20 protein-coding genes are annotated in these 23,807 nt (G+C 67.0%); 14 read left to right on the top strand and 6 right to left on the bottom strand.

The annotated features are described in order from the left end of the window. Nucleotides 1-255 precede the first annotated feature (255 nt). From HEQ16_10985 to lpxB, 13 genes are all read left to right on the top strand, one after another. The gene (locus HEQ16_10985; GenBank protein ID MCO4054554.1) at nt 256-1,248 is read left to right on the top strand and encodes a 30S ribosomal protein S2; all 993 of its coding nucleotides are present in this window, start codon (nt 256-258) and stop codon (nt 1,246-1,248) included. A gap of 127 nt (nt 1,249-1,375) precedes the next feature. Next, a complete protein-coding gene (locus tag HEQ16_10990; protein MCO4054555.1) occupies nt 1,376-2,299 on the top strand; it encodes an elongation factor Ts in 924 nt (307 codons plus the stop codon). Nucleotides 2,300-2,390: 91 nt separating this feature from the next. After that, nucleotides 2,391-3,104: a UMP kinase gene (locus HEQ16_10995; GenBank protein MCO4054556.1), complete on the top strand. Its 714-nt coding sequence runs from the start codon at nt 2,391-2,393 to the stop codon at nt 3,102-3,104. 89 nt (nt 3,105-3,193) lie between these two features. Next, nucleotides 3,194-3,757, top strand: coding sequence for a ribosome recycling factor (gene frr / locus HEQ16_11000; GenBank protein MCO4054557.1), 564 nt, complete (start codon nt 3,194-3,196; stop codon nt 3,755-3,757). A 167-nt stretch (nt 3,758-3,924) separates the two neighbouring features. After that, a complete protein-coding gene (locus HEQ16_11005; protein ID MCO4054558.1) occupies nt 3,925-4,689 on the top strand; it encodes an isoprenyl transferase in 765 nt (254 codons plus the stop codon). 697 nt (nt 4,690-5,386) lie between these two features. Then, a complete protein-coding gene (locus HEQ16_11010; GenBank protein MCO4054559.1) occupies nt 5,387-6,802 on the top strand; it encodes a 1-deoxy-D-xylulose-5-phosphate reductoisomerase in 1,416 nt (471 codons plus the stop codon). Between the two features lie 3 nt (nt 6,803-6,805). Next, complete coding sequence (rseP, locus tag HEQ16_11015) at nt 6,806-7,960, top strand: RIP metalloprotease RseP (GenBank protein MCO4054560.1); 1,155 nt, start codon at nt 6,806-6,808, stop codon at nt 7,958-7,960. Between the two features lie 163 nt (nt 7,961-8,123). Continuing rightward, nucleotides 8,124-10,628 (top strand): outer membrane protein assembly factor BamA, encoded by a 2,505-nt coding sequence (bamA, locus tag HEQ16_11020; protein MCO4054561.1) that lies wholly within the window; start codon nt 8,124-8,126, stop codon nt 10,626-10,628. A gap of 52 nt (nt 10,629-10,680) precedes the next feature. After that, nucleotides 10,681-11,754: a UDP-3-O-(3-hydroxymyristoyl)glucosamine N-acyltransferase gene (gene lpxD, locus HEQ16_11025; GenBank protein ID MCO4054562.1), complete on the top strand. Its 1,074-nt coding sequence runs from the start codon at nt 10,681-10,683 to the stop codon at nt 11,752-11,754. Beyond that, complete coding sequence (gene fabZ / locus HEQ16_11030; GenBank protein MCO4054563.1) at nt 11,754-12,245, top strand: 3-hydroxyacyl-ACP dehydratase FabZ; 492 nt, start codon at nt 11,754-11,756, stop codon at nt 12,243-12,245. Before lpxD ends, fabZ begins: the two co-directional genes overlap by 1 nt. Nucleotides 12,246-12,268: 23 nt before the next feature. Further along, nucleotides 12,269-13,090, top strand: a complete 822-nt coding sequence (gene lpxA, locus HEQ16_11035; GenBank protein MCO4054564.1) for an acyl-ACP--UDP-N-acetylglucosamine O-acyltransferase — start codon at nt 12,269-12,271, stop codon at nt 13,088-13,090. After that, nucleotides 13,087-13,935, top strand: coding sequence for a UDP-2,3-diacylglucosamine diphosphatase LpxI (lpxI, locus tag HEQ16_11040; GenBank protein ID MCO4054565.1), 849 nt, complete (start codon nt 13,087-13,089; stop codon nt 13,933-13,935). Before lpxA ends, lpxI begins: the two co-directional genes overlap by 4 nt. Beyond that, entirely contained in the window at nt 13,935-15,146 is a 1,212-nt protein-coding gene (gene lpxB / locus HEQ16_11045) for a lipid-A-disaccharide synthase (protein ID MCO4054566.1), read from the top strand. Before lpxI ends, lpxB begins: the two co-directional genes overlap by 1 nt. 46 nt (nt 15,147-15,192) lie before the next feature. Here lpxB and gltA read toward each other — a convergent pair whose 3' ends face one another. Next, nucleotides 15,193-16,485 carry a citrate (Si)-synthase gene (gltA, locus tag HEQ16_11050; protein ID MCO4054567.1) on the bottom strand — a complete coding sequence of 431 codons (1,293 nt, stop codon included), beginning with the start codon at nt 16,483-16,485 and terminating at the stop codon, nt 15,193-15,195. A 160-nt stretch (nt 16,486-16,645) separates the two neighbouring features. After that, on the bottom strand, nt 16,646-18,088 hold the full coding sequence (locus HEQ16_11055; protein MCO4054568.1) for a glutamate--tRNA ligase: 1,443 nt from the start codon (nt 18,086-18,088) through the stop codon (nt 16,646-16,648). A gap of 221 nt (nt 18,089-18,309) precedes the next feature. Between HEQ16_11055 and HEQ16_11060 the strand changes: the two genes are divergently transcribed. Then, nucleotides 18,310-20,517: a ComEC family competence protein gene (locus HEQ16_11060; protein MCO4054569.1), complete on the top strand. Its 2,208-nt coding sequence runs from the start codon at nt 18,310-18,312 to the stop codon at nt 20,515-20,517. On the opposite strand, the gene lexA is transcribed toward HEQ16_11060, so the two are convergent. The 4 genes from lexA to trpC all read right to left on the bottom strand — a co-directional run bounded on the left by lexA (nt 20,495) and on the right by trpC (nt 23,801). Then, entirely contained in the window at nt 20,495-21,193 is a 699-nt protein-coding gene (lexA, locus tag HEQ16_11065; GenBank protein MCO4054570.1) for a transcriptional repressor LexA, read from the bottom strand. The two genes, HEQ16_11060 and lexA, sit on opposite strands and share 23 nt — an antisense overlap. An 88-nt stretch (nt 21,194-21,281) precedes the next feature. Further along, nucleotides 21,282-22,526 carry a molybdopterin molybdotransferase MoeA gene (locus HEQ16_11070; GenBank protein ID MCO4054571.1) on the bottom strand — a complete coding sequence of 415 codons (1,245 nt, stop codon included), beginning with the start codon at nt 22,524-22,526 and terminating at the stop codon, nt 21,282-21,284. Further along, nucleotides 22,501-22,989, bottom strand: coding sequence for a cyclic pyranopterin monophosphate synthase MoaC (moaC, locus tag HEQ16_11075; protein MCO4054572.1), 489 nt, complete (start codon nt 22,987-22,989; stop codon nt 22,501-22,503). The genes HEQ16_11070 and moaC overlap by 26 nt, the downstream gene beginning before the upstream one ends. Further along, nucleotides 22,986-23,801, bottom strand: a complete 816-nt coding sequence (gene trpC / locus HEQ16_11080; GenBank protein MCO4054573.1) for an indole-3-glycerol phosphate synthase TrpC — start codon at nt 23,799-23,801, stop codon at nt 22,986-22,988. Before trpC ends, moaC begins: the two co-directional genes overlap by 4 nt. Nucleotides 23,802-23,807: the final 6 nt, after the last annotated feature.

Here is a 23,807-nt window from a genome sequence, read left to right on the forward strand (position 1 = left end):
CATTCGCCAGCCCACCGAAACCCCAATCGCCGACTTTCCAAACAGTCTCTAAGTTGGCTTACTTCAACAGGCATGTCAGCCCCTTGCCCTCTCCCCCAAACCCTGCTAACGCCCCCGGCATCCCACATGCGGGCCTTATCGGGCGGAAGCTTATTCCGTCCTTCCGGTGGCGGATCGCGGGCGGGCCTTGATGGCCACGTCCCCCGGTCAGCCGCGCTGGTCCCGCAGAGGCACTCGTAACCGGAAAGAACGACAATGGCTGTTCCTGAATTCTCCATGCGCCAGCTCCTCGAGGCCGGCGCCCACTTCGGCCACCAGGCCCATCGCTGGAACCCCAAGATGTCCCAGTACATCTTCGGCGAGCGCAACAAGATCCACATCATCGACCTCGCGCAGTCCGTGCCCATGCTGCACCGCGCGCTGCAGGCCGTGAGCGACACCGTGGCCCGTGGCGGCCGCGTGCTCTTCGTCGGCACCAAGCGCCAGGCGCAGGACCTCGTGGCCGACGCCGCCAAGCGCTCGGCGCAGTATTATGTGAACTCCCGCTGGCTCGGCGGCATGCTCACCAACTGGAAGACGATTTCGGGCTCCATCGCGCGTCTTCGCAAGCTCGACGAGATGCTCGCCGTCGGCGCGCAGGGCCTCACCAAGAAGGAGCGCCTGATGCTGTCGCGTGAGCGCGACAATCTCGAAAAGGCGCTCGGCGGCATCAAGGACATGGGCGGCACGCCGGACATGATCTTCGTGATCGACACCAACAAGGAGCAGCTCGCCGTGAAGGAGGCCCAGCGCCTCAACATCCCGGTGGCCGCCATCGTCGACACCAATTGCGACCCCGACGGCATCACCTTCCCGGTTCCGGGCAACGACGACGCCGGCCGCGCCATCTCGCTCTATTGCGAGCTGGTCGCCCGCGCCGCGCTGGACGGCATCGCCCGCGCGCAGGGCCATTCGGGCGTCGACATGGGCGCCTCCGAGGCCCCGATGGTCGAGGAGCTGCCGATCGAGGCCGCCACCGGCTTCGAGCTGCTCAGCGCCCCGCGCGGCGCGCCCGACGATCTCACCAAGCTCACGGGCGTCGGCCCCGAGCTGGAGAAGAAGCTCAACGAGGGCGGCCTGTTCCACTACTGGCAGTTCGCCGCGATGACCCCGGCCGACGAGACGGCCGTGGACGCCTCGCTCAAGCTCTCGGGCCGCATCGGCCGCGATGGCTGGATCGCCCAGGCCGCCGCCCTCGTCGACGCCTGACGCGCCGGGCCGCACCGCGGCCTGCCCCCTTGTCTCATGAAGCGCCGGCGCAGCCCTCGGGGTGCGCCGGTTCTCGTTATCAAAGCTGCCCGGCCGCTGCGGGCTCCCGTTCGAAAGGTGAAGAGAGATGTCCGTGATTTCGGCTGCTCTGGTGAAGGAACTGCGCGACAAGACCGACGCAGGCATGATGGACTGCAAGGCCGCCCTGGTGGAGACCGGCGGCGACATGGAGGCCGCAGTCGACTGGCTGCGCAAGAAGGGCCTCTCCAAGGCCGCCAAGAAGGCCGGCCGCACCGCCGCCGAAGGCCTCGTGGCCGTGATGACCGAAGGCGCCTCGGGCGTCGTGGTCGAGGTCAACGCCGAGACCGACTTCCTCGCCAAGAACGAGCAGTTCCAGACGCTGGCGCGCAATGTCGCCGCCGTCGCGCTCAGGATCGGCGATGACGTGGAGGCCGTGAAGGCCGCCGCCTATCCCGCCGGCGGCACCGTGCAGGACGCCATCGCCAACGCCATCGCCACCATCGGCGAGAACATGGCCCTGCGCCGCGCCAGAAAGCTCAGCGTTTCCTCCGGCGTCGTCGCCGCCTACCTGCACAACGCAGCCGCCGAGGGCATGGGCCGCATCGGCGTGCTCGTCGCGCTCGAATCCACCGGCAAGACCGACGAGCTGATGGCCATGGGCCGCCAGCTCGCCATGCATGTCGCCGCCACCAACCCCGTCGCGCTCGACCTCGCCTCGGTCGATCCCGAGGTGCTGGCCCGCGAAAAGGCGATCCTCGCCGACAAGAACGCCGGCAAGCCCGCCAACGTCCTCGAAAAGATCGTCGAATCGGGCATGAAGTCCTACGCCAAGGAATACTGCCTGCTCGATCAGGCCTATATCCACGACACCGGCAAGTCCGTGGGCCAGGCGCTCAAGGACGCTGAAGGCAAGCTCGGCGGGCCTGTGAAGCTCACCGGCTTCGCGCGATTTGCGCTCGGCGAGGGAATCGCCAAAGAAGAGACCGATTTCGCGGCGGAGGTGGCCGCGGCGGCCGGCGTCAAGGCCTGATCGCGTCGCACACCGCTCCGGCGGCAAGAGCGGCGCCCGAAGCGCCGCTTTTTTGCGCCCCGCTTGCGGGGCTGACCGAAGGAGGCCAGGCATGGCTCGGTTCAAGCGGGTGCTGATCAAGCTTTCCGGCGAGGCGCTGGCCGCGCCAGACGGCTACTGGCTCTATCCGCCGGTGCTCAACACGCTGGCCGCCGACATCGCCGAAGCCTCCAGGGCCGGCATCGAGATCGCGCTCGTCATCGGCGGCGGCAACATCATCCGCGGCGCGCGCGTCTCGTCCGCCGGCTGGATCGACCGCGCCACGGCCGATTCCATGGGCATGCTCGCCACCGCCATGAATTCGATCGCGCTCGAGAATGCCGTCAACGCCGCCGGCTGCACCGCGCGCACCATGTCCGCCGTATCCATGCCCACCATCTGCGAGACCTATGCCCGCCAGCCCGCGCTGCACCACATGCAGCGCGGCCATGTCGTGATCATCGCGGGCGGCACCGGCAACCCGTTCTTCACCACCGACACCGCCGCCGTGCTGCGCGCCGCCGAGCTGAAATGCGAGGCCGTGTTCAAGGCGACCCAGGTTGACGGCGTCTACACCGCCGACCCGAAGAAGGACCCGAACGCCATCCGCTTCGACCGGCTGACCCATGCCGAGGCCATCGCGAGGGATCTCGGCGTCATGGACACCGCCGCCTTCGCGCTGGCGCGAGACGCCGCGCTCACCATAGGTGTATTCTCCGTCGCGCAGCCAGGCTCCATATCCGCCGTGCTGCGCGGCGAGGGCAGGGCGACCTACGTGGTGCCCTGAGCTGCCCGCCGCAGCCAGCCGCCCCTTGACCCGCACCATGCCCTTCCGCATGGTCCTCCCAACGCCGAAACGACCAGAAGGCCCTTGCCATGGCTCCTCCGACCTTCGATCTCGCCGACGTCAAGCGCCGCATGCAGGGCGCCATCGCGTCGCTGAAGCATGACCTCAACTCGCTGCGCACCGGGCGCGCCTCTCCCAGCGTGCTCGATCCGATCATGGTCGATGCCTATGGCTCCAAGATGCCGCTCACACAGGTCGCGACCGTCTCGGCCCCCGAGGCGAGGCTCCTGTCGGTGGTGGTCTGGGACCGCGCCATGGCGAGCGCCGTCGACAAGGCTATCCGCGATTCGGACCTCGGCCTCAATCCGCAGACCGAAGGCCAGACCATCCGCATCCGCATTCCCGAGCTTAACGAGCAGCGCCGCAAGGAACTGGTGAAGGTCGCCCACAAATATGCCGAGGAGGCCCGCGTCGCAGTGCGCCACGTCCGCCGCGATGGCCTCGAAATCCTGAAAAAGCTCGAGAAGGACGGCCTCATGTCCGAGGATGACGCCGCCCGCCAGTCCGATCAGGTGCAGAAGGCCACCGACCAGGCCGTGGCTGAAGTCGATCAGGCCCTGTCCACCAAGGAAAAGGAAATCATGCAGGTCTGAGGGCAGGCGGCGCATGAGGGATTTGATCTTGCCGAGCCTGAAAATTCGACGCAAACGATGAGTCTCTGTTAACCTGCCGCTGCGTTCATGCTATAGAACTGCTTTTTCCGCGCCGGCAGTGACATCTCTGCGGGCCGGATGTTCCCCCAAACCCTTGCCCGTGGACCATGAGCCCTTCCTCCGATCTCGGACGACAAGCGGCGCCTCAGGCGTCGGATGATCCGCCGGGCCCTCGCCATGTCGCCATTATCATGGACGGCAATGGGCGCTGGGCCCAGGCGCGGGGTCTTGCCCGGACCGAGGGCCACCGCCGCGGCGTGGAGGCCTTGCGCCGCACGGTGCGCGCGGCCAGCGCGCTGGGCATTTCCTATCTGACCATCTTCAGCTTCTCGACCGAGAACTGGCGCCGTCCGGCGATGGAGGTCAGTTTCCTCATCTCCCTGTTCAAGCGCTTCGTCCGCAATGATCTGGCCGAACTTCATGCCTCGAATGTGCGCGTGCGGATGATCGGGGACCGTGCCTCCACGCCGCCCGACATCATCGAGCTGATCGACCAGGCTGAGGCGCTCACCGCCGGCAACACCGCGCTGACACTCGTGATCGCCTTCAATTACGGCGCACGCGATGAGATCGTGCGGGCCGTGAACCGCCTGATGGACCAGCGCGACGCCTCCGGCAGCCGCGCGGCCGTCACCGCGGCGGATTTGTCTGCCAGCCTCGACACAGGCGACATTCCGGATCCTGACCTCGTGATAAGGACTTCCGGAGAGCTCAGGCTTTCGAACTTCCTGATGTGGCAGGCAGCCTATGCGGAACTTGTCTTCACCCCCGTGCTGTGGCCTGATTTCGATCAGGCCGCGCTCGAGGTCGCCGTTGCCGAGTACCGTCGGCGCGATCGCCGCTTTGGCGGCCTCGCGCAGAAGGCTGTCTGACCAGCGTTTGACGCGGGCCGCGCGCTTGGCTCTAAGGTGGTGGCAAGCGGCGCTCACAAGCCGCAAGGGTTCAGGTCAGGAAACGCACCATGTCCGGTGATGCCCCGGCGGCCGCGCCGCGCAGCGAACTCAGCTTGCGGGTCGGGTCCGCTCTCGTCATGGTGGCGGTGGCGTGCGCCACCTTGTGGCTTGGCGGCTGGCCCTTCGCGGTGCTGTGGACGCTGGTAGGCGTTGTCGCCGTCACCGAATGGCTGAAGATCGTGACGCCCGCAGCCCCGAAGGCCTCGCGCGCGCTGGCCATGGCGGGGGTCGCGGCCACAGGCGTCGCCGCCTTCTACGGAGCGGAAGCTTTCGGAATCGTGTTGTGCGGGCTGACAGTGCTGGGCATCGCCACGCTGTCGCCGCAGGCCGTGCGCATGGTCGCGGCGGCCGGCGTCGTCTATGCGGCCGCCATCGCCATGTCGCCGATCATAGTGCGAGCGGAGCCTGCGCTGGGCCTCGCGCTCATTGCCTGGTGCTTTGCGGTGGTCTGGTCAACCGACGTCGCGGCCTATTTCGCGGGCCGCGCCCTGGGCGGCCCCAAGTTGTTGCCGGCCGTGAGCCCCAAGAAGACCTGGTCAGGCGCCATAGGCGGTGCGATGGCGGGCATCGCGGCAGGGCTGCTGGTCGCCTGGATCTCAAAGCGGATGGGGGCGGCATGGACGCTTGGCTTCGCCGCGACGGCCGGCTGCGCCCTTCTCGCTTCGGCCGCCGGCCAGCTGGGCGATCTGCTGGAATCGTCGCTGAAGCGGCATTTCGGCGTCAAGGATTCGGGCTCGATCATTCCCGGCCATGGCGGCGTGCTCGACAGGCTCGATGCCTTCGTCGTCGTCGTGACGCTGGTGGCCATTGCTGTGGCGATCTGGCGGTGAGCGGCGCCTCATCCCATCAGCGCGTCACGCTTCTGGGTGCGACCGGCTCGATCGGCCGGGCCGCGCGCGATGTAATCGCGGCGAACCGCGCCGGCTTCGCGGTCGAAGCGGTGGTCGGCGGGCGTGATGCCGGCGCCCTGGCCGCCGTGGCGCGCGAGCTTGGCGCCCGCTTCGCTGCCCTCGCTGATGATCGGGGCCTTCCTGAATTGCGTGAGGCGCTGGCTGGAAGCGGGATCGAGAGCGGTGCAGGGCAGGCGGCCGTGCTGGAAGCCTGCCGGCGCGATTCGGACATCGTGGTGGCGGGGATCAGCGGCTTTGCGGGGCTTGGCCCGACGGTGGCGGCCTTGGCTCCCGGCAGGCGCATCGCGCTTGCCAACAAGGAAACGCTGGTCTGCGCCGGCGCCTGCTTCATGGAGCAGGCCCGGCGGATTGGCGCCGTGATCCTTCCTCTCGATTCAGAGCACAACGCCGTGCAGCAGGCGCTGGGTGGGCGATCGCCCCGCGATGCAACGCGCATCACCCTCACAGCCTCGGGCGGGCCTTTCCGCACATGGGATGCCGCACGCATCCGTGCCGCCACGCGCGAACAGGCCCTGCGCCATCCCAACTATGCGATGGGCTCCAAGATCACGGTCGACTCCGCCAGCCTGATGAACAAGGGACTGGAACTGATTGAGGCGCACCACATCTTCGGCGTCGAGGCCGCACGGCTGGCGGCGGTGATCCATCCCCAGCAGATCATCCACGGCTATGTCAGCTTCCGCGATGGCAGCGTGATCGCAGGCATGGCCATGCCTGACATGCGCGTGCCGATGGCCGATTGCCTTGCCCGGGAAGGACGCCTCGACAGCGGCGTCGCGCCCGTCGATTTCGCTTCATTGGGAACCATGACGTTCGAGACGCCGGACCTCGAGCGGTTTCCCTGCCTCGGTCTTGCCATGAAGGCGTTGGAGGAAGGCGGAGCCGCCACGGCGATCCTCAACGCAGCCAACGAGATCGCGGTGGCGGCCTTCCTGGCGGGCGAGCTTTCATTCGGCGACATCGCCGGACTGGTGGCGCGCACGTTGGATGCAATGACGCGGCATGGCTTCAAGGCGCCGTCTTCGGTTGATGAAGCCTTCGAGATCGACCATATCACGCGCATCACGGCGCGGGACGTGGCCCTGCACCGGCGAGGCGCCGGATCGCAGCGACAGGAGTGAGGAATGGACGTTTTCGGATCGCTCTGGTCGCTGGGCTCGAACCTGCTGTTTTATGCGGTCCCGTTCCTGTTCATCCTCACGGTCGTCGTGTTCGTGCATGAATACGGTCACTACAAGGTCGGCCGCTGGTGCGGCGTGGACATCACCACCTTCTCGATCGGCTTTGGCCGTGAGCTCTTGGGCTGGACCGACAAGCACGGCACGCGCTGGCGCTTGGCTGCGATTCCCCTTGGCGGCTACGTGAAGTTCGCCGGCGATTCCAACGCCGCAAGCCTGCCCGATGGCGAGGCCATGGCCCAGATGACGGAAGCCGAGCGCCGGCGCACCTTGCCGGGCGCGTCCGTGGGCCGCCGCGCTGCCATCGTGGCGGCAGGCCCGGCCGCCAACTTCATCTTCTCGATCCTGGTCTTCGCCGCGATCGTGATGGCCTTCGGCAAGGCCACGATCGCGCCGCGGGTTGACAAGGTCAACGCCGGCAGCGCCGCCGAGCAGGCAGGCCTCGCTTCCGGCGACCTCATCCTGGAGATCGAGGGCCGCCCCATGGCCAACTTCGATGACGTGCGCCGCATTGTCAGCATCAACGCCGAAAGCCGGCTGCGCTTCCTCGTGCGGCGCAATGGCGAGGCGGTTTCGGTCGATGTCACGCCGACGCTGGTCGAGCGGCGCAATCCGCTGGGTGTGGAACGGCTGGGCGTCATCGGCGTGACTGCGGCAAACCGGCCCGAGGACGTCAAGCTCGTGAGCTATGGTCCCATCGAGGCGCTGGGCCATGGTGCGCGCGAGAGCTGGTTCATCATCACGCGCACCTTCGACTATCTCGGCAAGCTGATCTCCGGCCGCGAGAAGGCCGATCAGTTGTCTGGCGTGATCCATATCGCCGAAGTTTCCGGCCACGTCGCGTCGACCGGCGGGTTCATGTCGCTGGTGACTCTGGCGGCTGTCCTTTCGGTGTCGATCGGCCTGATGAACCTGTTTCCCATCCCCATGCTCGATGGCGGGCATCTGGTCTTTTATGCCTACGAGGCGCTGCGCGGCCGCCCGGCGAGCGAACGAATCCAGGAATACGCATTCCGCGCCGGAATCGCCTTCGTGCTGATGCTGACCGTGTTCGTCACCTGGAACGACATCGCGCGCATTATCACGCGCAGCGCGACATAATGAAGCGCGCCACGTGGCATCGATGCCACGAAGCTGCGCAAACTGATTGTCCGGGCGGTTTGCATGTTTGCAACCGGTTGGAAACTTTGTAGAAGCAATTTGACTCGTATGCTCTGCAACCGGATATAGCCGGTTTGTAGTTAACGGACGGTGTATGGATCCAATGATCTCGACGGTTACAAACCGCCGCCTTGCGGCACGGCTCAAGATGTCGACCGCGATCGGCTTTGCGATGGTTGTCATGACCGGAACCGCCGCGCTCGCGCAGGCTGTCGTGGTGCAGGGCAATCGCCGCGTCGATGCCGAGACGATTCGCGGCTATGTGAGCCGTGGCGGCTCGCCGGAGGCCGTTCGCGCCGAATTGATGGGCTCCGGCATGTTCTCCGATGTGCGCGTCTCGCGCCGCGGCTCGCAGACAGTGGTGTCGGTCCGCGAGAATGACTCGATCAACAATGTCGCCTTCGAGGGCAACCGTCGCCTGAAGAGCGAGTTCCTCGTCGGCGAGGTCCAATCGCGTTCGCGCGGCCCCATCAGCGACTCGCTGATCGCCGCCGACGTCGAGCGCATCCGCAATCTTTATCGCCGGTCGGGCTATGCCGTCACCGTGACGTCCCGTCTGGTGCCGCTGCCAAATGGCCGTTCGGACGTGGTGTTCACCATCGCCGAGGGCGGAAAGACCGGCGTTCTCGAAATCAACTTCTCCGGCAACAACGAGTATGGCGACAGCAGGCTCAAAGGCCTGATGACGACGACCGAGATGAACCTGCTCAGCTGGTTCAAGACCTCGGACGTCTATGATCCGGACCGCATCGCCGCTGACCTCGAGCTCGTCCGCCGCTTCTATCTCCGCAACGGCTATGCCGATTTCCGCATCACCTCCAGCGAGGCGAGCTTCGACGCTGCGCGCGGCGGCTATGTCGTCAACATCGGGGTCAGCGAAGGTCCCCGCTACACGGTCGGCGGCGTCGAGGTCTCCTCCCGCCTGCGCGATATCGATCCGTCCGCCCTTCGCCGCGTCGTCAGCACCAACCAGGGCGACACCTACAATGCCGAGGCTGTTGAGCGTTCACTTGCGGCCATCACGGTCGAGGTCGCGCGCCGCGGTTACGCCTTCTCGCAGGTGCGCCCCACTGGCCAGCGCGACGCTGCGAGCCGGACCGTCACGATCAATTACGTGGTGGACGAAGGCCCGCGCGTCTATGTCGAGCGCATCAATGTGCGCGGCAACACCCGCACGCTGGATCACGTCATCCGCCGCGAGTTCGACCTGGGCGAGGGCGATGCCTATAACAAGGTGTTCATCGACCGCGCCGAGCGCCGTCTGAACAATCTGGGCTTCTTCAATCGCGTCCGCATCACCAACGAGCCGGGCAGCGCGCCTGACCGCGTGGTCGTGAACGTGGATGTCGAGGACAAGCCCACCGGCTCGTTCTCCATCTCCGGCGGCTACTCCACGGCCGATGGCTTCATCGGCGACGTGTCGCTGTCCGAATCGAACTTCCTTGGCCGCGGCCAGTTCGTGCGAATTGGTGGCTCTCTCGGGCAGCGTTCGCGCGGCATCGAGTTCTCCTTCACCGAGCCGTTTTTCATGGGCCAGCGAATCGCGGCGGGCTTCGACCTCTTCTCGAAGTTCAGCGACAACGCCATCACGTCGCGCTTCACCAGCGAGACGACCGGCGCCACCATCCGCGCGACCTTGCCGATCACGGAAGAGTTCTCGATCACGCCGCGCTACTCGCTCTACCAGACGCGCATCAAGATCCCGAACACCAGCGATCAGCCCTATAATAACTGCCTTGTTGACATTCCCGGTTACACGAAACCGATCGATATCGGGGTTCCCGGATGCTTGCTGGACGGCGAAGCCTCCATCGCGATCAAGGAAGCGCGCGGAACGCGCATCACATCGCTGGCGGGCCTGAGCTTCGTCTACAACTCGCTCGACAATGTCCGGAATCCGCGCAACGGCTTCTTCGGTGAGCTTAAGCCTGAAGTCGCTGGCCTGGGCGGCGACTCCAGGTTCTTCCGCGTCACGGGCGATGCCCGCTACTACCGCGAGATCTATGACGACGTGGTCGGCTTCCTGCGCGTGCAGGGCGGCCATACCATGGGCTTCGGCAACGAGCCGCTGCGCATCATCGATCACAACTTCCTCGGCCCCAGCCTCGTGCGCGGCTTCGCGCCGTCAGGCTTCGGCCCGCGCGACATCTCCAACCCATCCACGGCCTCAACTGCGGCGCTGGGCGGCACCACCTATTTCGGCGGCTCTCTGGAAGTGCAGTTCCCGATCCCCTTCGCGCCGCGCGAACTGGGCATCCGCGGCGCGGTCTTCGCCGATGCCGGCACGCTGTTCAACTTCGATGGCGGCCGCGCGACGGGTGCGGGTGGCTGCGTGACCGGCTCGAAGGGCCGCTTCTTTGACGTGAACCGCAACAATGTCGAAGATAGTGCTGGCATCCCCGGCATCAGCGAAGTGGCCTGCGTGCGCGACAACAACGTGATCCGCTCGTCGGTCGGTGCGAGCATCCTCTGGCAATCGCCGCTCGGCCCGATCCGCTTCGACTACGCCCACGCCCTGACCTACGACAAGGGCGTCCTCGCTGGCGGGGTTCGCTACGGCGGCGACCGTCTGCAGGCCTTCCGCTTCTCCGGCGGCACCAGCTTCTGATGGCGGGCCGTTGACCCTTGGAGGGGGCTTGCCCCCTCCGGAATGCACCGTGATGCGCGCGCCCGTATTCTTCCATGATATCCGGACGCTGACCCTCGCGCGGGCTGCGGAGCTTGCCGGAGCGCCGCTTCCCGCCGGAGGCGATCCGGCCGCGGAGTTCCTCGCCATCCGTCCTCTTGATGAAGCGGGTCGGCGCGATCTCTCCTATATGGACAACCCGCGCTATCTCGACCAGCTCTCGGCAAGCCGCGCTGGCGCCATTCTCGTGTCGCGCCGCTTTGCCTCGCGCGTTCCGGCCACCAGCCTTGTCCTCGAATGCGCGGATCCGCAACGCGCCTATGCGCTCTGCATCGCCGCGATGGCGCCTGCCGCCGCCCGGCCTGCTTCCTTCTCCGAGACCGCCGGCGTCAGCGCCGGCGCGACCATCCACCCAACCGCGCGCCTTGAACATGGCGTGATCGTCGATCCCGGAGCTGTCATCGGCCCGCGCGCCGAGATCGGCGCGGGAACCGTCATCGCAGCGCATGTCGTGATCGGCCCTGATGTGAAGATCGGTCGCGACTGCGCGGTCGCCCCCCATGTCACAATCCAGCATGCGCTCATCGGCAACCGCGTGATCCTGCATCCGGGTGTCCGGATCGGTCAGGACGGGTTCGGCTATGCCATGGGCGCTCGCGGGCACCTCAAGGTCCCGCAGATCGGCCGTGTCATCATTCAGGACGACGTCGAGGTCGGCGCCAATACCTGCATCGATCGCGGCGCCATCCGCGACACCATGATCGGCGAGGGCACCAAGATCGACAATCTCGTCCAGATTGCGCACAATGTGGTGATCGGACGCCATTGCGTCATCGTCTCGCAGGTCGGCATTTCGGGTTCTGCCACGCTCGAGGATGGCGTGGTGCTCGGCGGGCAGGTCGGCGTCGTCGGCCATGTGCGCATCGGCTCCGGCGCCCAGATCGCCGCCACGAGCAACGTGGCCAGCGACATTCCTCCCGGCGCGCGCTGGGGCGGAACACCCGCCAAACCGATGCGCGAATGGATGCGGGAGATCGCCGTCGTCAATCGTCTGGCGACGCGCAAGGCAACGCAGGCCATGGCGGCCAACTCCGAGGAGCAGTCCTGATGAACGACACTTCTGCGCCCGTGGCCGCGACCGGCCGTGTCATGGGTAGCGCCGACATCATGAAGATCATGCAGCTGCTGCCGCATCGCTATCCATTCCTCCTCATCGACCGGATCGAGGAGATTGATGGCGACAATTCCGGCATCGGCATCAAGAACGTCACCTTCAACGAGCCGCAGTTTCAGGGCCATTTCCCGGCGCAGCCCGTGATGCCGGGCGTGATGATCATCGAGGCCATGGCCCAGACGGCCGGCGCGATGTGCGTGTTCAGCCGCGGCCCTGACCGCCCGCCGCCGAAGCTCGTCTATTTCATGACCATCGACGAGTGCAAGTTTCGCCGGCCCGTCGTCCCTGGCGACGTGATGAAGCTTCACATGACCAAGCAGCGCCAGCGCCGCAACATGTGGTGGTTCAAGGGTGAGGCGAAGGTGACGGGCGAGGTCGTCGCGGAGGCCGTCATCTCGGCCATGCTGGTCGAGAACGACGGCTGAGCGGCGCGGGAGGCCGACCCCACATGGCGATACACCCAACCGCGATCGTGGCGCCGACAGCCTCGCTGGCAGATGGCGTGAACATCGGGCCTTTCTGCCTGATCGGTCCCCATGTCTCGATCGGCGCCGGTTGCGAGTTGGCGAGCCACGTCGTGGTGGAGGGCCACACGACGATCGGGGAGGGTTGCCACGTCCACCCTTTCGCCGTCCTGGGCCGCGGCCCGCAGGACACGAAGCCGCTCGGCGAGGAGCCTCGCCTGAGCATTGGCCGCAACTGCATCATCCGCGAACATGTCACCATGAACACGGGCACCGCACGCGGCGGCTCCCACACGCGCGTCGGAGACAACGGTTTCTTCATGGTCAACGCCCATGTCGGCCATGATTGCATCGTGGGCAACAACGTCACGCTTGTGAACAATGTGATGCTCGCGGGCCATGCCGAGATTGGCGACAACGTCATCATGGGCGGCGGCTCCGCCGTCCACCAGTTCACCCGCGTGGGCCACAACGCCTTCATCGGCGGCCTCGCTGCGGTGGAGCATGATGTGATCCCCTACGGCATGGCGCTCGGCAACCGCGCCTATCTGGGCGGGCTCAACATCATCGGCCTCAAGCGCCGCGGCGTCGTCCGCGCTGACATCCACGCCTTGCGTCAGGCCTTCCGCATCATCTTCGATGAGTCCGCGCCGCTCCAGCGGCAGGTCGAAGCGGTGGAGCAACTCTATCCCGGCCAGGCCATTGTGGGCGAGGTGATCGCCTTCATCCGCGCACGCGGCAAGAGGCAATTGCTCACGCCGCGTTCGGGGCAAGGTTCGGCATCGTCGGCGGACAGCGCGGCGTGACAGAGGCGCAACGATCACGCGTTGCGGTCATCGCCGGCTCGGGGACGCTGCCGCTGCATGTGGCCTCAAGCGCGCGCGCAGCCGGGCGTGAGGTCTTCATCGCGGCGCTGTCCGGATCGGCCAACCCGTCCGATTTTCACGGCTTCGATTGCAGGAGCTTCGGGCTGGGTCAGCTTGGCGGGCTTATCAAGGCCCTGCGCGCGCGGGGCGTGTCGCAGGCCTCCTTCATCGGCGCGGTGGTGAGGCCGGGGCTGATGGACATCAGGCCCGACTTTGGCCTCATCAAGCATTGGTCCGCGCTGTCGGATGCTTTCGGCAAGGGCGATGACGGGCTTCTGAGCGCCATCATCGGCATCGTTGAAGCGCAGGGCATCTCGGTGATCTCCGCGCTCACGCTCGCACCTGACCTCGCAATCGGCCAGCCGGGCCTGATCGGCGCGGTGAAGCCCAATGCCCATGCCGTTTCGGAGATCAGGCTCGGCTTCGAGCTGATCGAGGCGCTGTCGCGTTTCGATGTCGGCCAGTGCGTCGTCGTCAGCGACGGCCGCCCGGTCGCGATCGAAGGCGCCGAGGGCACTGACGCCATGCTGGAGCGGGTCACGGAAATGCGCCGCATCGGACGGCTGCGGCGTGAGACCGGGGGCGGCGTTCTGGTGAAGACGCCCAAGCGCGGCCAGAGCCTGCGCATCGACATCCCCGCCATTGGCCCCCAAACGGTGCGGAACGCAGCTGCAGCGGGCTTGCAGGGCATCGCCATTTCCGTCGGGACTGTGCTGGTGGCCGAGCGGGCGGAAGCCATCAGGCTAGCCGATGAACTTGGCCTGTTCATCGAGGCCGTCTCGTGATCGAGGCCGGTCAGGAACTCAGACCCTTCCGTCTCTTCGTCGTGGCGGGCGAGGCGTCGGGCGATCAGCTCGCTGCAAGCTTCATCTTGGCCCTGCGCGCCCGCCTGGAGCCGCGGCCGGTCGAGGTGATCGGCGTCGGCGGGCTCGCTTTGCAGCGTCTCGGGCTCGTGTCGCGGTTCGATCCGCAGGACATCCAGCTTATGGGAGTGCTGTCTGTGCTGCGCAACCTGCCCACAGTGCTGTTGCGCATTGCCGGCACCGCCGCAGCGGTTGCGGAGGCCAGGCCTGACCTGCTGCTCACTGTCGATGTGCCTGATTTCTCGATGCGTGTGGCGCGCAAGGTGCGCAAGGCGGCTCCGTCCATTCCGATCATGCACTGGGTTGCGCCCAGCGTCTGGGCCTGGCGCCCTGGCCGCGCACGCGCCATGGCGCCCCATGTCGACCGGCTGCTCGCGTTCCTGCCATTCGAGCCGGAAGCCTTCGCCCGTCTGAAGGGTCCGCCCACAGTCTATGTCGGCCATCCATTGCTCGACAATGCGCAGGCCATCCGCCCCGATGGCGAGGAGCAACGCATACGCGACAAGGCCGCGGCGCCCGTGGTGCTGATCCTGCCCGGCAGCCGGCGCGCGGAAATCAAGCATCTGCTGCCTGTCTTCCGCGAGACTGTCCGGCTTCTGGCCGCGCGCAATCCCCACGCGCACTATGTGCTGCCCGCCGTGCCGCATCTGGCGGAGACGATCGCCGCCGAGGTTGCGCACTGGCCCGTGAGGGTTGAGGTTGTGCTGGGCGAAGCAGCCAAGCGCGCCGCTTTCCGCCGCGCGCGCGCAGCGCTGGCCGCATCAGGCACGGTCACGCTCGAACTGGCCATCGCCGGCATCCCGCTGGTGGGCGCCTATCGCGGCAACGCCATCGAGGCATGGCTCGCGCGCCGCCTCGTGCGCAGCCACAGCGTGCTGCTGTGCAACCTGGTGCTAGGCGCGAACATCGCGCCCGAGTTGTTGCAGGACGAGGCAACGCCCGCCGCGCTCGCCGCCGCGCTCGGCGAACTGCTTGCCGACAGTCCGGCACGGCTGGCGCAGGTCAAGGCCTTCGCGCGGCTTGACGACATCATGCGACTTCCAGGCGGGCGCGCCTCCGCGGATGCCGCCGTTGACGTGGCGCTGGATCTCGTCGGGCAGAACGCCACCCGGCATCGCGTCGAGCGCCAATGAAAAAGGCGGCTCGCGCCGCCCTTTAGATCTGGTTCCTCGATTCCGGTCAGCGACGCTTGCCGATCGGCGCGTAATCGCGCTGCGGCGCGCCGATATAGAGCTGGCGGGGCCGGCCGATCCGCTGGGACGGATCCTCGATCATCTCCTTCCACTGCGCGATCCAGCCGACCGTGCGGGCCAGCGCGAACAGCACCGTGAACATCGAGACCGGGAAACCCATCGCCTTCAGCGTGATGCCTGAATAGAAATCGATGTTCGGATAGAGCTTCTTCTCGATGAAATACGGGTCGGACAGCGCGATCCGCTCAAGCTCGATCGCAACGTCAAGCAGCGGGTCATCCTTGATGCCGAGTTCGTTGAGCACCTCATGGCAGGTCTTCTGCATGATCTTGGCGCGCGGATCATAGTTCTTGTAGACCCGGTGTCCGAAACCCATCAGGCGGAACGGATCGTTCTTGTCCTTGGCCTTGGCAATGTATTTCGGGATGTTCTCGACGCTGCCGATCTCTTCAAGCATCTTGAGGGCCGCTTCATTGGCTCCGCCATGGGCGGGACCCCAAAGGCAGGCGATGCCGGCCGCGATGCACGCGAAGGGGTTGGCGCCCGAAGAGCCGGCAAGTCGCACGGTCGAGGTCGAGGCGTTCTGCTCATGGTCGGCATGCAGGATGAAGATGCGGTCCAGCGCCCGCGCCAGCACCGGGTTCACCTTGTATTCCTCGGCCGGCACGGCATAGCACATGCGCAGGAAGTTCGAGGAATAGTCTAGGCTGTTCAGCGGATAGACGAAGGGCTGGCCGACGCTGTACTTGTAAGCCATCGAGGCGAGCGTGGGCATTTTCGCGATCATGCGCATCGAGGCGATCATGCGCTGGGTCGGATCGGAGATGTCGGTCGAGTCGTGATAGAAGGCCGACATGGCGCCGACGGCCGCGACCATCACGGCCATCGGGTGGGCGTCGCGGCGGAAGCCCTGGTAGAACCGGGCCATCTGCTCGTGAACCATGGTGTGGCGCGTAACACGATAGTCGAAATCCGCCTTCTGCGCTGCGGTGGGCAATTCTCCGTAGAGCAGCAGATAGCATGTCTCGAGGAAGTCGCCGTGCTCGGCCAGTTGCTCGATGGGATAGCCGCGATAAAGCAAGACGCCCTCGTCGCCATCGATGTAGGTGATCTTGGATTCGCAGCTCGCGGTCGAGGTGAAGCCAGGGTCATAGGTGAACATGCCCGTCTGGCCATAGAGCTTGGCGATGTCGATGACGCTCGGGCCGATCGTGCCTTCCTTGACCGTGACCTCGACCTTGTGGCTGTCGACAACAATATGCCCCGTCGTAGCGCTCATCGCTCTTCCTTTCCCACAGGCTTTTCGCCTTGTCGTTCGTGCTTTTAGGGAGCGCGCCCTCCGGCCGCCCATGATGGCGGGCGATGCGGCGGGCGGCTCTGCTCTCAAGTGCTAACGTATCTGCCGCAGTGCAGCAACAGCGCCTAAGGTTTGATGCGGTTCAACCCTGCGGCGCGACATCCCTCAGCCGGCCCACGCTTTCCTCTCGCCCCAGCACGGCCAGCACGTCGAACAGGCCAGGCGAAGTCGCCTTGCCGGTGAGCGCAGCGCGCAGCGGTTGCGCGACCTGCCCGAGCTTGAGGCCATGCGCCTCGGCAAAGGCGCGGACCACCGCTTCGGTCGATTGCGCCGTCCATGGCTCGATCGCGGCGAATTCGGCGGCCAGCAGCCCCAGGCGCCGGCGCGCCTCGCCGTCGAGCAGCCCCGCCGCCTTCTCGTCAGGGTTCAAAGGGCGTTGCGCATAAAGATAGGACGCACTGTCGATGAGCTCGACCAGCGTCTTGGCGCGCTCCTTGAGCCCCGGCATGGCGGCAGCCAGGGCGGCCCGCAGCGATGGCGCAAGAGCCGTGCCCAGCCCGCGCGGCGGGCCCAGCTCCGGCATCACCTGCTCGAGCGCCGCGAGAATCTCGTCGTCGCTCGCCGCGCGCATGTAGATGCCGTTGAGGTTCTCGAGCTTGGCGAAGTCGAAGCGGGATGCGGAGCGGCCGATCGCCGGCAGGTCGAAAGCCGCGATCATCTCTTGCGTGGTGAAGATCTCCTGATCGCCGTGCGCCCAGCCAAGTCGGACCAGATAATTGCGCAGCGCAGCGGGCAAATACCCCAGCGAGCGATAGGCATCCACGCCCAGCGCGCCGTGGCGCTTGGAAAGCTTGGCCCCATCCGGCCCGTGGATCAGCGGGATATGCGCCATGATCGGCACGTCCCAGCCCATCGCCTGGTAGATCTGCGTCTGCCGCGCGGCGTTGGTGAGGTGGTCGTCCCCGCGGATGATGTGCGTGACGCCCATGTCATGATCGTCCACCACCACGGCGAGCATGTAGGTCGGCGTGCCGTCCGAACGCAGCAGCACGAGGTCGTCGAGATCCTTGTTCTGCCAGCTGACGCGGCCCTGCACCTGGTCCTCGACCACCGTCTCTCCTTCGAGCGGCGCGCGCAGCCGGATGACGGGCTTGAGGCCGGGGGGCGCTGTGGCTGGGTCGCGGTCGCGCCAGCGCCCGTCATAACGCAGCGGCCGCCCTTCCTTGCGGGCGAGTTCACGCATCTCCTCAAGCTCCTGCTGCGTCGCGAAGCACATGTAGGCGCGCCCCCTGGCGAGCAGTTCATGAGCGATCTCGGCATGGCGCGCGGCGCGGGCGAACTGGAAGATCGGTTCCTCATCCCAGTCGAGGCCAAGCCACTTCAGCCCGTCGATGATGGCGCCGATCGCTGCCTCGGTTGAGCGCTCTCGGTCGGTGTCCTCGATGCGCAGCAGCATCTTGCCGCCATAACGGCGTGCAAACAGCCAGTTGAAGAGCGCCGTCCGGCCCCCGCCAATGTGCAGGAAGCCGGTCGGGGAGGGCGCAAACCGGGTGATGACAGGCTTCGGGGAGGCAGGACTGGACATGACGGACCGATTGTTCGGGCGCAACACTGCGCCCTGGGCGGAAACGAGGGCAGGGCGGGATGTGGCGCGTGGCCGACCGCAGCGCCTTATCCGGGAAGAGGGCGGGCGGAGCAAGCAGCGCGAGTCCACTTTCCCGCGCGCGTGATCTAGCATGGCGGTCCATGGAAGGTAAGCAGCCAGAGACCGGGCCGCGCCGGCGCGGCGGCAGGCCACGCGCCGCCATGGTTGCTGGGTGGACTCCCGCAACCATCGGCTGGCGCACGCGCCTTGCGCTATCGGCGGAGGCATGGGGCCGCCGGGCATCGGCGGCTGTCGCGCTGGAAGGCGAGCGGCGAACCTGGTTCAACACGCTGCCTGTCGCCTTCGGCCTCGGCATCGGCGCGTACTTCGCCGCTGACCGCGAACCGCTGTGGTGGGGGCCGCCGCTGGCTATCGGCATCTTCGCCCTTGCTGCCTGGCTCGCGCGCCTGCGCCCCTTGCTGATGGCAACGTTCGTCGCGCTGTGCGTGGCCGCCGCAGGGCTGCTGGCGGGCATGCTGCGCACCGAAAGGGTGCAGGCGCCGGTGCTTGAACGCACCATGATCGGCACGCTGTCCGGCTTCATCGAAAGCATCGACGAGCGCAGCGCCGACCAGCGTCTGCTGCTGCTGGTCACCGGCTTCGCCGCCCTGCCTCAGGAGGCGCGTCCCCGGCGCGTGCGCATCACACTGCGCAAGACGCCATTGCTGGCGGGCGAGCACATCGCTCTGACGGCAAGGCTGATGCCGCCGCCGGAGGCCGCACGACCGGGCGGCTATGACTTCGCACGCGACGCGTTCTTCCGCGGCTTCGGCGCCGTCGGCTCCGGCCTGGGCGCGGTGGAACGGATGGCGCCGCCCCATGCCGCGCCGCTATCTGTGAAGTTGATCGCGCGCATCGACCTTGCCCGCAACGCCATGACCGAGCGCATCGCGGGGCTGGTGGGCGGCCAGGCCGGCGCGGTCGCGGCCGCGCTGGTCACGGGCAAGCGCGGGCTCATCACCGAGGAAACCAACGAGATCCTGCGTGGTGCCGGGATCTATCACATCGTCTCGATCTCCGGGCTTCACATGGTGCTGGCGGCCGGCGCCATCTTCTGGCTGGCCCGCGCCGGCCTCGCGATCATCCCCGGGCTCGCCCTGGCCTGGCCACTCAAGAAGATCGCCGCCATCTGCGCCATGCTCGGCGCGAGCGCCTACTGTGTCTTCTCGGGCTCGGAAGTCGCCACGGAACGATCGCTGATCATGACGCTCATCATGCTGGGCGCCATCCTCGTCGACCGGCCGGCCCTGAGCATGCGCAATCTCGCGCTGGCGGCGCTGGTGGTGCTGGCGCTCGAGCCCGATTCGCTTCTGGGGCCGAGTTTTCAGATGTCGTTCGGCGCGGTCGCGGCGCTGATTGCCTTCGCCGAGTGGCAGCGCCGCCGCCCCCGCAGCGATGTGGTGGAGCCAGGCTGGTTCGGGCGCGCCCTCGGTTCGATCCAGATCGGCATCGCGGGGCTGGTGCTGACCTCGCTGCTGGCCGCGATCGCGACCGGCCCTTTCGCGGCCTACCACTTCCAGACCATGAACCCCTTCGGCCTGATCGGCAATCTCATGGCCCTGCCGTTCGTGTCCTTGATCGTGATGCCGTCAGCCGTGGTGGGTGCGCTGCTTTATCCTCTGGGGCTTGACGCCATCGCCTGGTGGGTGATGGGCCTCGCCACCGAACCCGTCCTTGCCGCCTCACGGTTCGTGGCCAGCTTCGCAGGTTCGACGCGGATCGTGCCAGCCTTCGGTCCAGGAGCGCTCGCCGGCTTTGCGGCAGCGCTTCTGGCGGCCACTCTGTTCACGACATGGTTGCGCTGGCTGGCACTGGCGCCGCTGGCGACCGCGCTGGCGCTGGCGATGTCGTCGCACCCAGCCGACCTCTTCATCGACCGGGAGGCATCCGGGCTCGCGGCGCGAACCGCGGCCGGGCCGATGGCTATCGTCGGGTCGCCAAGCGCCTTCGTCGTGCAGCAATGGTTGCGCGCCGCCGGCGACGCCCGCCGCCCCGATGATCCTGGCCTGCGCATGGGCGCCGCCTGCGATGGGGGAGGCTGCATCGTCACACTGCCGGGCAGGCGCATCATTGCCTGGTCACGCGATCCGCTCACCATTGCCGAAGACTGCGGGCGCGCGGACCTTGTTGTGACGCCACTGCGCTGGGATGGAGCCTGCAAGGCGCTGATGGTGGACCGTCGCACTCTCGACCGCCATGGGGCGATGTCGGTGCGCTCCACCCCGCAAGGCCTTGTGGCCGGCACCGGCCGCGATCCTGATGCGCCGAGGCCATGGAGCCGCCGGGAGGTGACCCCGTTGCCCCAACGGACGCCAGTCGCCAGCACGAGCCCGGCTGCCGAACCCGTCAGTAGCGGCGAACCAGACTGACGAGCTTGCCCTGGATCTTAACCCTGTCAGGCCCCAGAACCCGCGTCTCGTAAGCCGGGTTCGCTGCCTCCAGCGCAATGGAGGTGCCGCGCTTGCGCAACCGCTTCAGCGTGGCCTCCTCATCGTCGATCAGCGCCACGATGATCTCACCCGTATTGGCGTTGTCCTGCTTGCGGATCACCACTGTGTCGCCATCGAGAATGCCGGCGTCGATCATCGAATCGCCCTGAACCTCGAGCGCATAGTGCTCGCCCGTTCCAAGAAGATCCGGCGGCAGCGCGATGCTGTGGCTCCTGTTCTGGAGCGCGGTGATCGGCACGCCGGCGGCGATCCTGCCCATCACGGGAATGGCCACGTTCCGGCTGCCTTCATCTTCCGCGCTGCGCGGCGGCGGCTGGCGCGACAGCCCGCCCTCGACCACGCTGGGGTTGAAGCGGGGCCGCGCCGCCGCTGCGATGCTGGCATCCGGCATCTTGATCACTTCAAGCGCACGCGCGCGGTTGGGCAGGCGGCGGATGAAGCCACGCTCCTCGAGCGCCATGATCAACCGGTGAATGCCGGATTTGGATTTGAGGTCGAGCGCATCCTTCATTTCGTCGAAGGAGGGAGGAACGCCAGCCTCGCGCAGGCGCTCATGAATGAAGCGGAGCAACTCATGTTGCTTTCGGGTCAGCATGGAACCTCCTGTTGGACACGAGCGGACTGGGATGAATCGAAAAACGTAACGTGAACATGAAAGCATGTTCCCGCTGTGTTCGCAAGCCTTACAGCCGCATGATCTCGCAGGCCTCACCGGCAACAGCTGCGGGGGCATGGGGCGGCCTTATCAGCAGGGCGTCCGCCCTGGCGAGGACATGCTGCATGGAGCTGTCCTGCGGCGACAGGGCGATCGCCACGAGGCCGCCCGATGCATCGCGGTGAAGGCTGGCGCGCATATAGTCCTCGCGTCCGTCATTGGCGGGCAGAGCGGCGCCGATCACCGCTGGCTCGCGCCCATCATGCGGCTCCTGCGGCTGGCCGAGCAGCGCGCGCAGAACAGGCCGCACGAACAGCAGCGCGCACACCATGGACGACACCGGGTTTCCCGGCAGCCCAATGCACAGCGTCGGCCCGCGGACCCCGAGCATCAGCGGCTTTCCGGGCCGCACCGCGACGCGCCAGAAATCGATCGAGAAGCCCGCACCCGTGAGCGCCGCCCGGACATGATCGTGGTCTCCCACGGAGGCGCCGCCGCAGGTGATGACGAGATCGGATTCAGCCGCCGCGCGGATGATCGCAGCGCGCGTCTCGTCCTCGCGGTCCGGCACGATGCCGTGATCCAGCGGAACGGCCCCATTGGCCTGCGCCAATGCGGACAGGGCCAGCGCATTGGATGAGATGATCTGTCCCGGTCCGGGCGCCTGCCCCGGGGCCACCAGCTCATCGCCGGTGGAGAGAATGGCCATGCGCGGGCGCCGGCGCACAGGCAATTTGCCGTGGCCCATGCTGGCGGCGAGTCCGAGCCGGCGCGGGTCCAGCCCCATCCCGGCATGGAGCAGAACGTCGCCTGTCTTGAAATCAAGCCCGGCGGGCCTCACGAACCGCCCCCGCGCCTCCTCCTGTCGTGGCTGGACCAGGCCCGCCTGCGAGGCCTCGGCATTCTCCTGGATCAGGATGGTGTCTGCCCCTTGGGGCACTTCCGCCCCGGTGAAGATGCGGATGGCCGTTCCAGGCTGCAAGCGTCCTGCAAAGGGCCGGCCAGCCGCGGCCTCGCCGATCACGGCAAGGGGCCGGCCTGTCCCCATATCCTCGCATCGGACCGCATAGCCATCCATGGCCGAGACGGCGCAAGGGGGCTGGGTCAGGAGTGCCGCAAGATCTTCTGCAAGCACACGCCCCGCGCCCTCCGTGATGGCGATGCTCTCGGCTTCGACCGGGCCGCGCACGGCAGCCAGCATGCGTGCCCGCGCCTCGGCCGGGGTCAGCATGGCTATCGCGCCTCGCTCAGGCCGGGCGGGCGGGGCGCTCATAAACGCCCGACTTGCCGCCCGACTTGTGCACCAGCTGGATGGCCTCGATGCGCATTGCCCGATCAACTGCCTTCACCATGTCGTAGATGGTCAGGCAGGCGATCGTGACGGCGGTCAGAGCTTCCATCTCCACGCCTGTCTGCCCCGACACGCGGACCTCGGCCGAGACGCGCACGCCGGGCAGGGCGTCATCGAGCGCAAGCTCCAGCGACACCTTGGAGAGCGCCAGCGGATGGCACAGCGGCACCAGTTCGTGCGTCCGCTTGGCGGCCATGATGCCGGCCAGCCGGGCGGTGCCGAGCACATCGCCCTTCTTGGCATCGCCGGCACGGATGAGCGCCAGCGTGGCTGGCTCCATCACCACGCAGCCCTCGGCAACGGCGCGGCGCGATGTCACCGCCTTGTCGGCCACATCGACCATGTGCGCCTGGCCCTGCGCATCGAGGTGGGTGAGCCCGCTCATGCCGCCTTCTCCGGCGCTTTGGCCCCGGTGAGCAGCGCCCGCGTGGCCGCCGCCACGTCTGCCTGCCGCATCAGGGCCTCGCCCACAAGGAAGGTGCCGACGCCGGCGCGGCCCAGGCGCTCGATGTCCGCCAAGGCGAAGATGCCGCTTTCGCCCACAATGATCCGGTCGGCCGGAATGCGCGGCGCAAGCCTTTCCGTCACGGCCAGATCGACCTGGAAGCTGCGCAGGTCGCGATTGTTGATGCCGATCAGCGGCGAGGGCAGGGCGAGCGCCCGCTCGAGTTCGGAGCCGTCGTGCACCTCGATCAGCGAAGCCATTCCGAGCGTGGTGGCGCACTCCACCAGCGCCAGGGCCTGCGCATCGTTGACGCTCGCCATGATGACGAGAATGGCGTCGGCCCCCCAGGCGCGGGCCTCATGGACCTGATAGGGCTCGAACATGAAATCCTTGCGCAGGCAGGGCAGGCCGCTCGCTTGCCGTGCCTGCTCCAGATAGGCGGGCTTGCCCTGAAAGGATGGCTCGTCGGTCAGCACCGAAAGGCAGGCCGCACCGCCCTCGCGATAGGCCTCGGCCAGGGCGGGCGGATCGAAATCGGGCCTGATGAGCCCCTTGGACGGACTCGCCTTCTTGATCTCCGCGATGAGGGCGGGGCGTCCGGCCTGATGGCAGCGCCGCAGCGCGCCCGTGAAGTCGCGTGGCGGCGGGGCTGCTGCGGCGCGCTCCGCCATGAGTTCGGGCGGCGCATCCAGCTTGGCTGCGGCGATCTCGCGACGCTTGTAGGCTTCGATCCGGGCCAGGATGTCGGTCAAGGTGGT

The sequence above is a fragment of the Bosea sp. (in: a-proteobacteria) genome, from assembly GCA_023910605.1.
Classification (GTDB): Bacteria; Pseudomonadota; Alphaproteobacteria; order Rhizobiales; family Beijerinckiaceae; genus Allobosea.

What these genes read in the sequence shown, in the direction of transcription:
- HEQ16_10985 (MCO4054554.1), top strand. Translation starts at nt 256, where the DNA reads ATGGCTGTTCCTGAATTCTCCATGCGCCAGCTCCTCGAGGCCGGCGCC.
- HEQ16_11005 (MCO4054558.1), top strand. Translation starts at nt 3,925, where the DNA reads ATGAGCCCTTCCTCCGATCTCGGACGACAAGCGGCGCCTCAGGCGTCG.
- HEQ16_11070 (MCO4054571.1), bottom strand. Translation starts at nt 22,526, where the DNA reads ATGAGCGCCCCGCCCGCCCGGCCTGAGCGAGGCGCGATAGCCATGCTG.
- lpxD (MCO4054562.1), top strand. Translation starts at nt 10,681, where the DNA reads ATGCGCGCGCCCGTATTCTTCCATGATATCCGGACGCTGACCCTCGCG.
- lexA (MCO4054570.1), bottom strand. Translation starts at nt 21,193, where the DNA reads ATGCTGACCCGAAAGCAACATGAGTTGCTCCGCTTCATTCATGAGCGC.
- fabZ (MCO4054563.1), top strand. Translation starts at nt 11,754, where the DNA reads ATGAACGACACTTCTGCGCCCGTGGCCGCGACCGGCCGTGTCATGGGT.
- bamA (MCO4054561.1), top strand. Translation starts at nt 8,124, where the DNA reads ATGATCTCGACGGTTACAAACCGCCGCCTTGCGGCACGGCTCAAGATG.
- HEQ16_11060 (MCO4054569.1), top strand. Translation starts at nt 18,310, where the DNA reads ATGGTTGCTGGGTGGACTCCCGCAACCATCGGCTGGCGCACGCGCCTT.
- moaC (MCO4054572.1), bottom strand. Translation starts at nt 22,989, where the DNA reads ATGAGCGGGCTCACCCACCTCGATGCGCAGGGCCAGGCGCACATGGTC.
- lpxA (MCO4054564.1), top strand. Translation starts at nt 12,269, where the DNA reads ATGGCGATACACCCAACCGCGATCGTGGCGCCGACAGCCTCGCTGGCA.
- rseP (MCO4054560.1), top strand. Translation starts at nt 6,806, where the DNA reads ATGGACGTTTTCGGATCGCTCTGGTCGCTGGGCTCGAACCTGCTGTTT.
- HEQ16_11010 (MCO4054559.1), top strand. Translation starts at nt 5,387, where the DNA reads ATGGACGCTTGGCTTCGCCGCGACGGCCGGCTGCGCCCTTCTCGCTTC.
- HEQ16_10990 (MCO4054555.1), top strand. Translation starts at nt 1,376, where the DNA reads ATGTCCGTGATTTCGGCTGCTCTGGTGAAGGAACTGCGCGACAAGACC.
- HEQ16_11055 (MCO4054568.1), bottom strand. Translation starts at nt 18,088, where the DNA reads ATGTCCAGTCCTGCCTCCCCGAAGCCTGTCATCACCCGGTTTGCGCCC.
- HEQ16_10995 (MCO4054556.1), top strand. Translation starts at nt 2,391, where the DNA reads ATGGCTCGGTTCAAGCGGGTGCTGATCAAGCTTTCCGGCGAGGCGCTG.
- frr (MCO4054557.1), top strand. Translation starts at nt 3,194, where the DNA reads ATGGCTCCTCCGACCTTCGATCTCGCCGACGTCAAGCGCCGCATGCAG.
- gltA (MCO4054567.1), bottom strand. Translation starts at nt 16,485, where the DNA reads ATGAGCGCTACGACGGGGCATATTGTTGTCGACAGCCACAAGGTCGAG.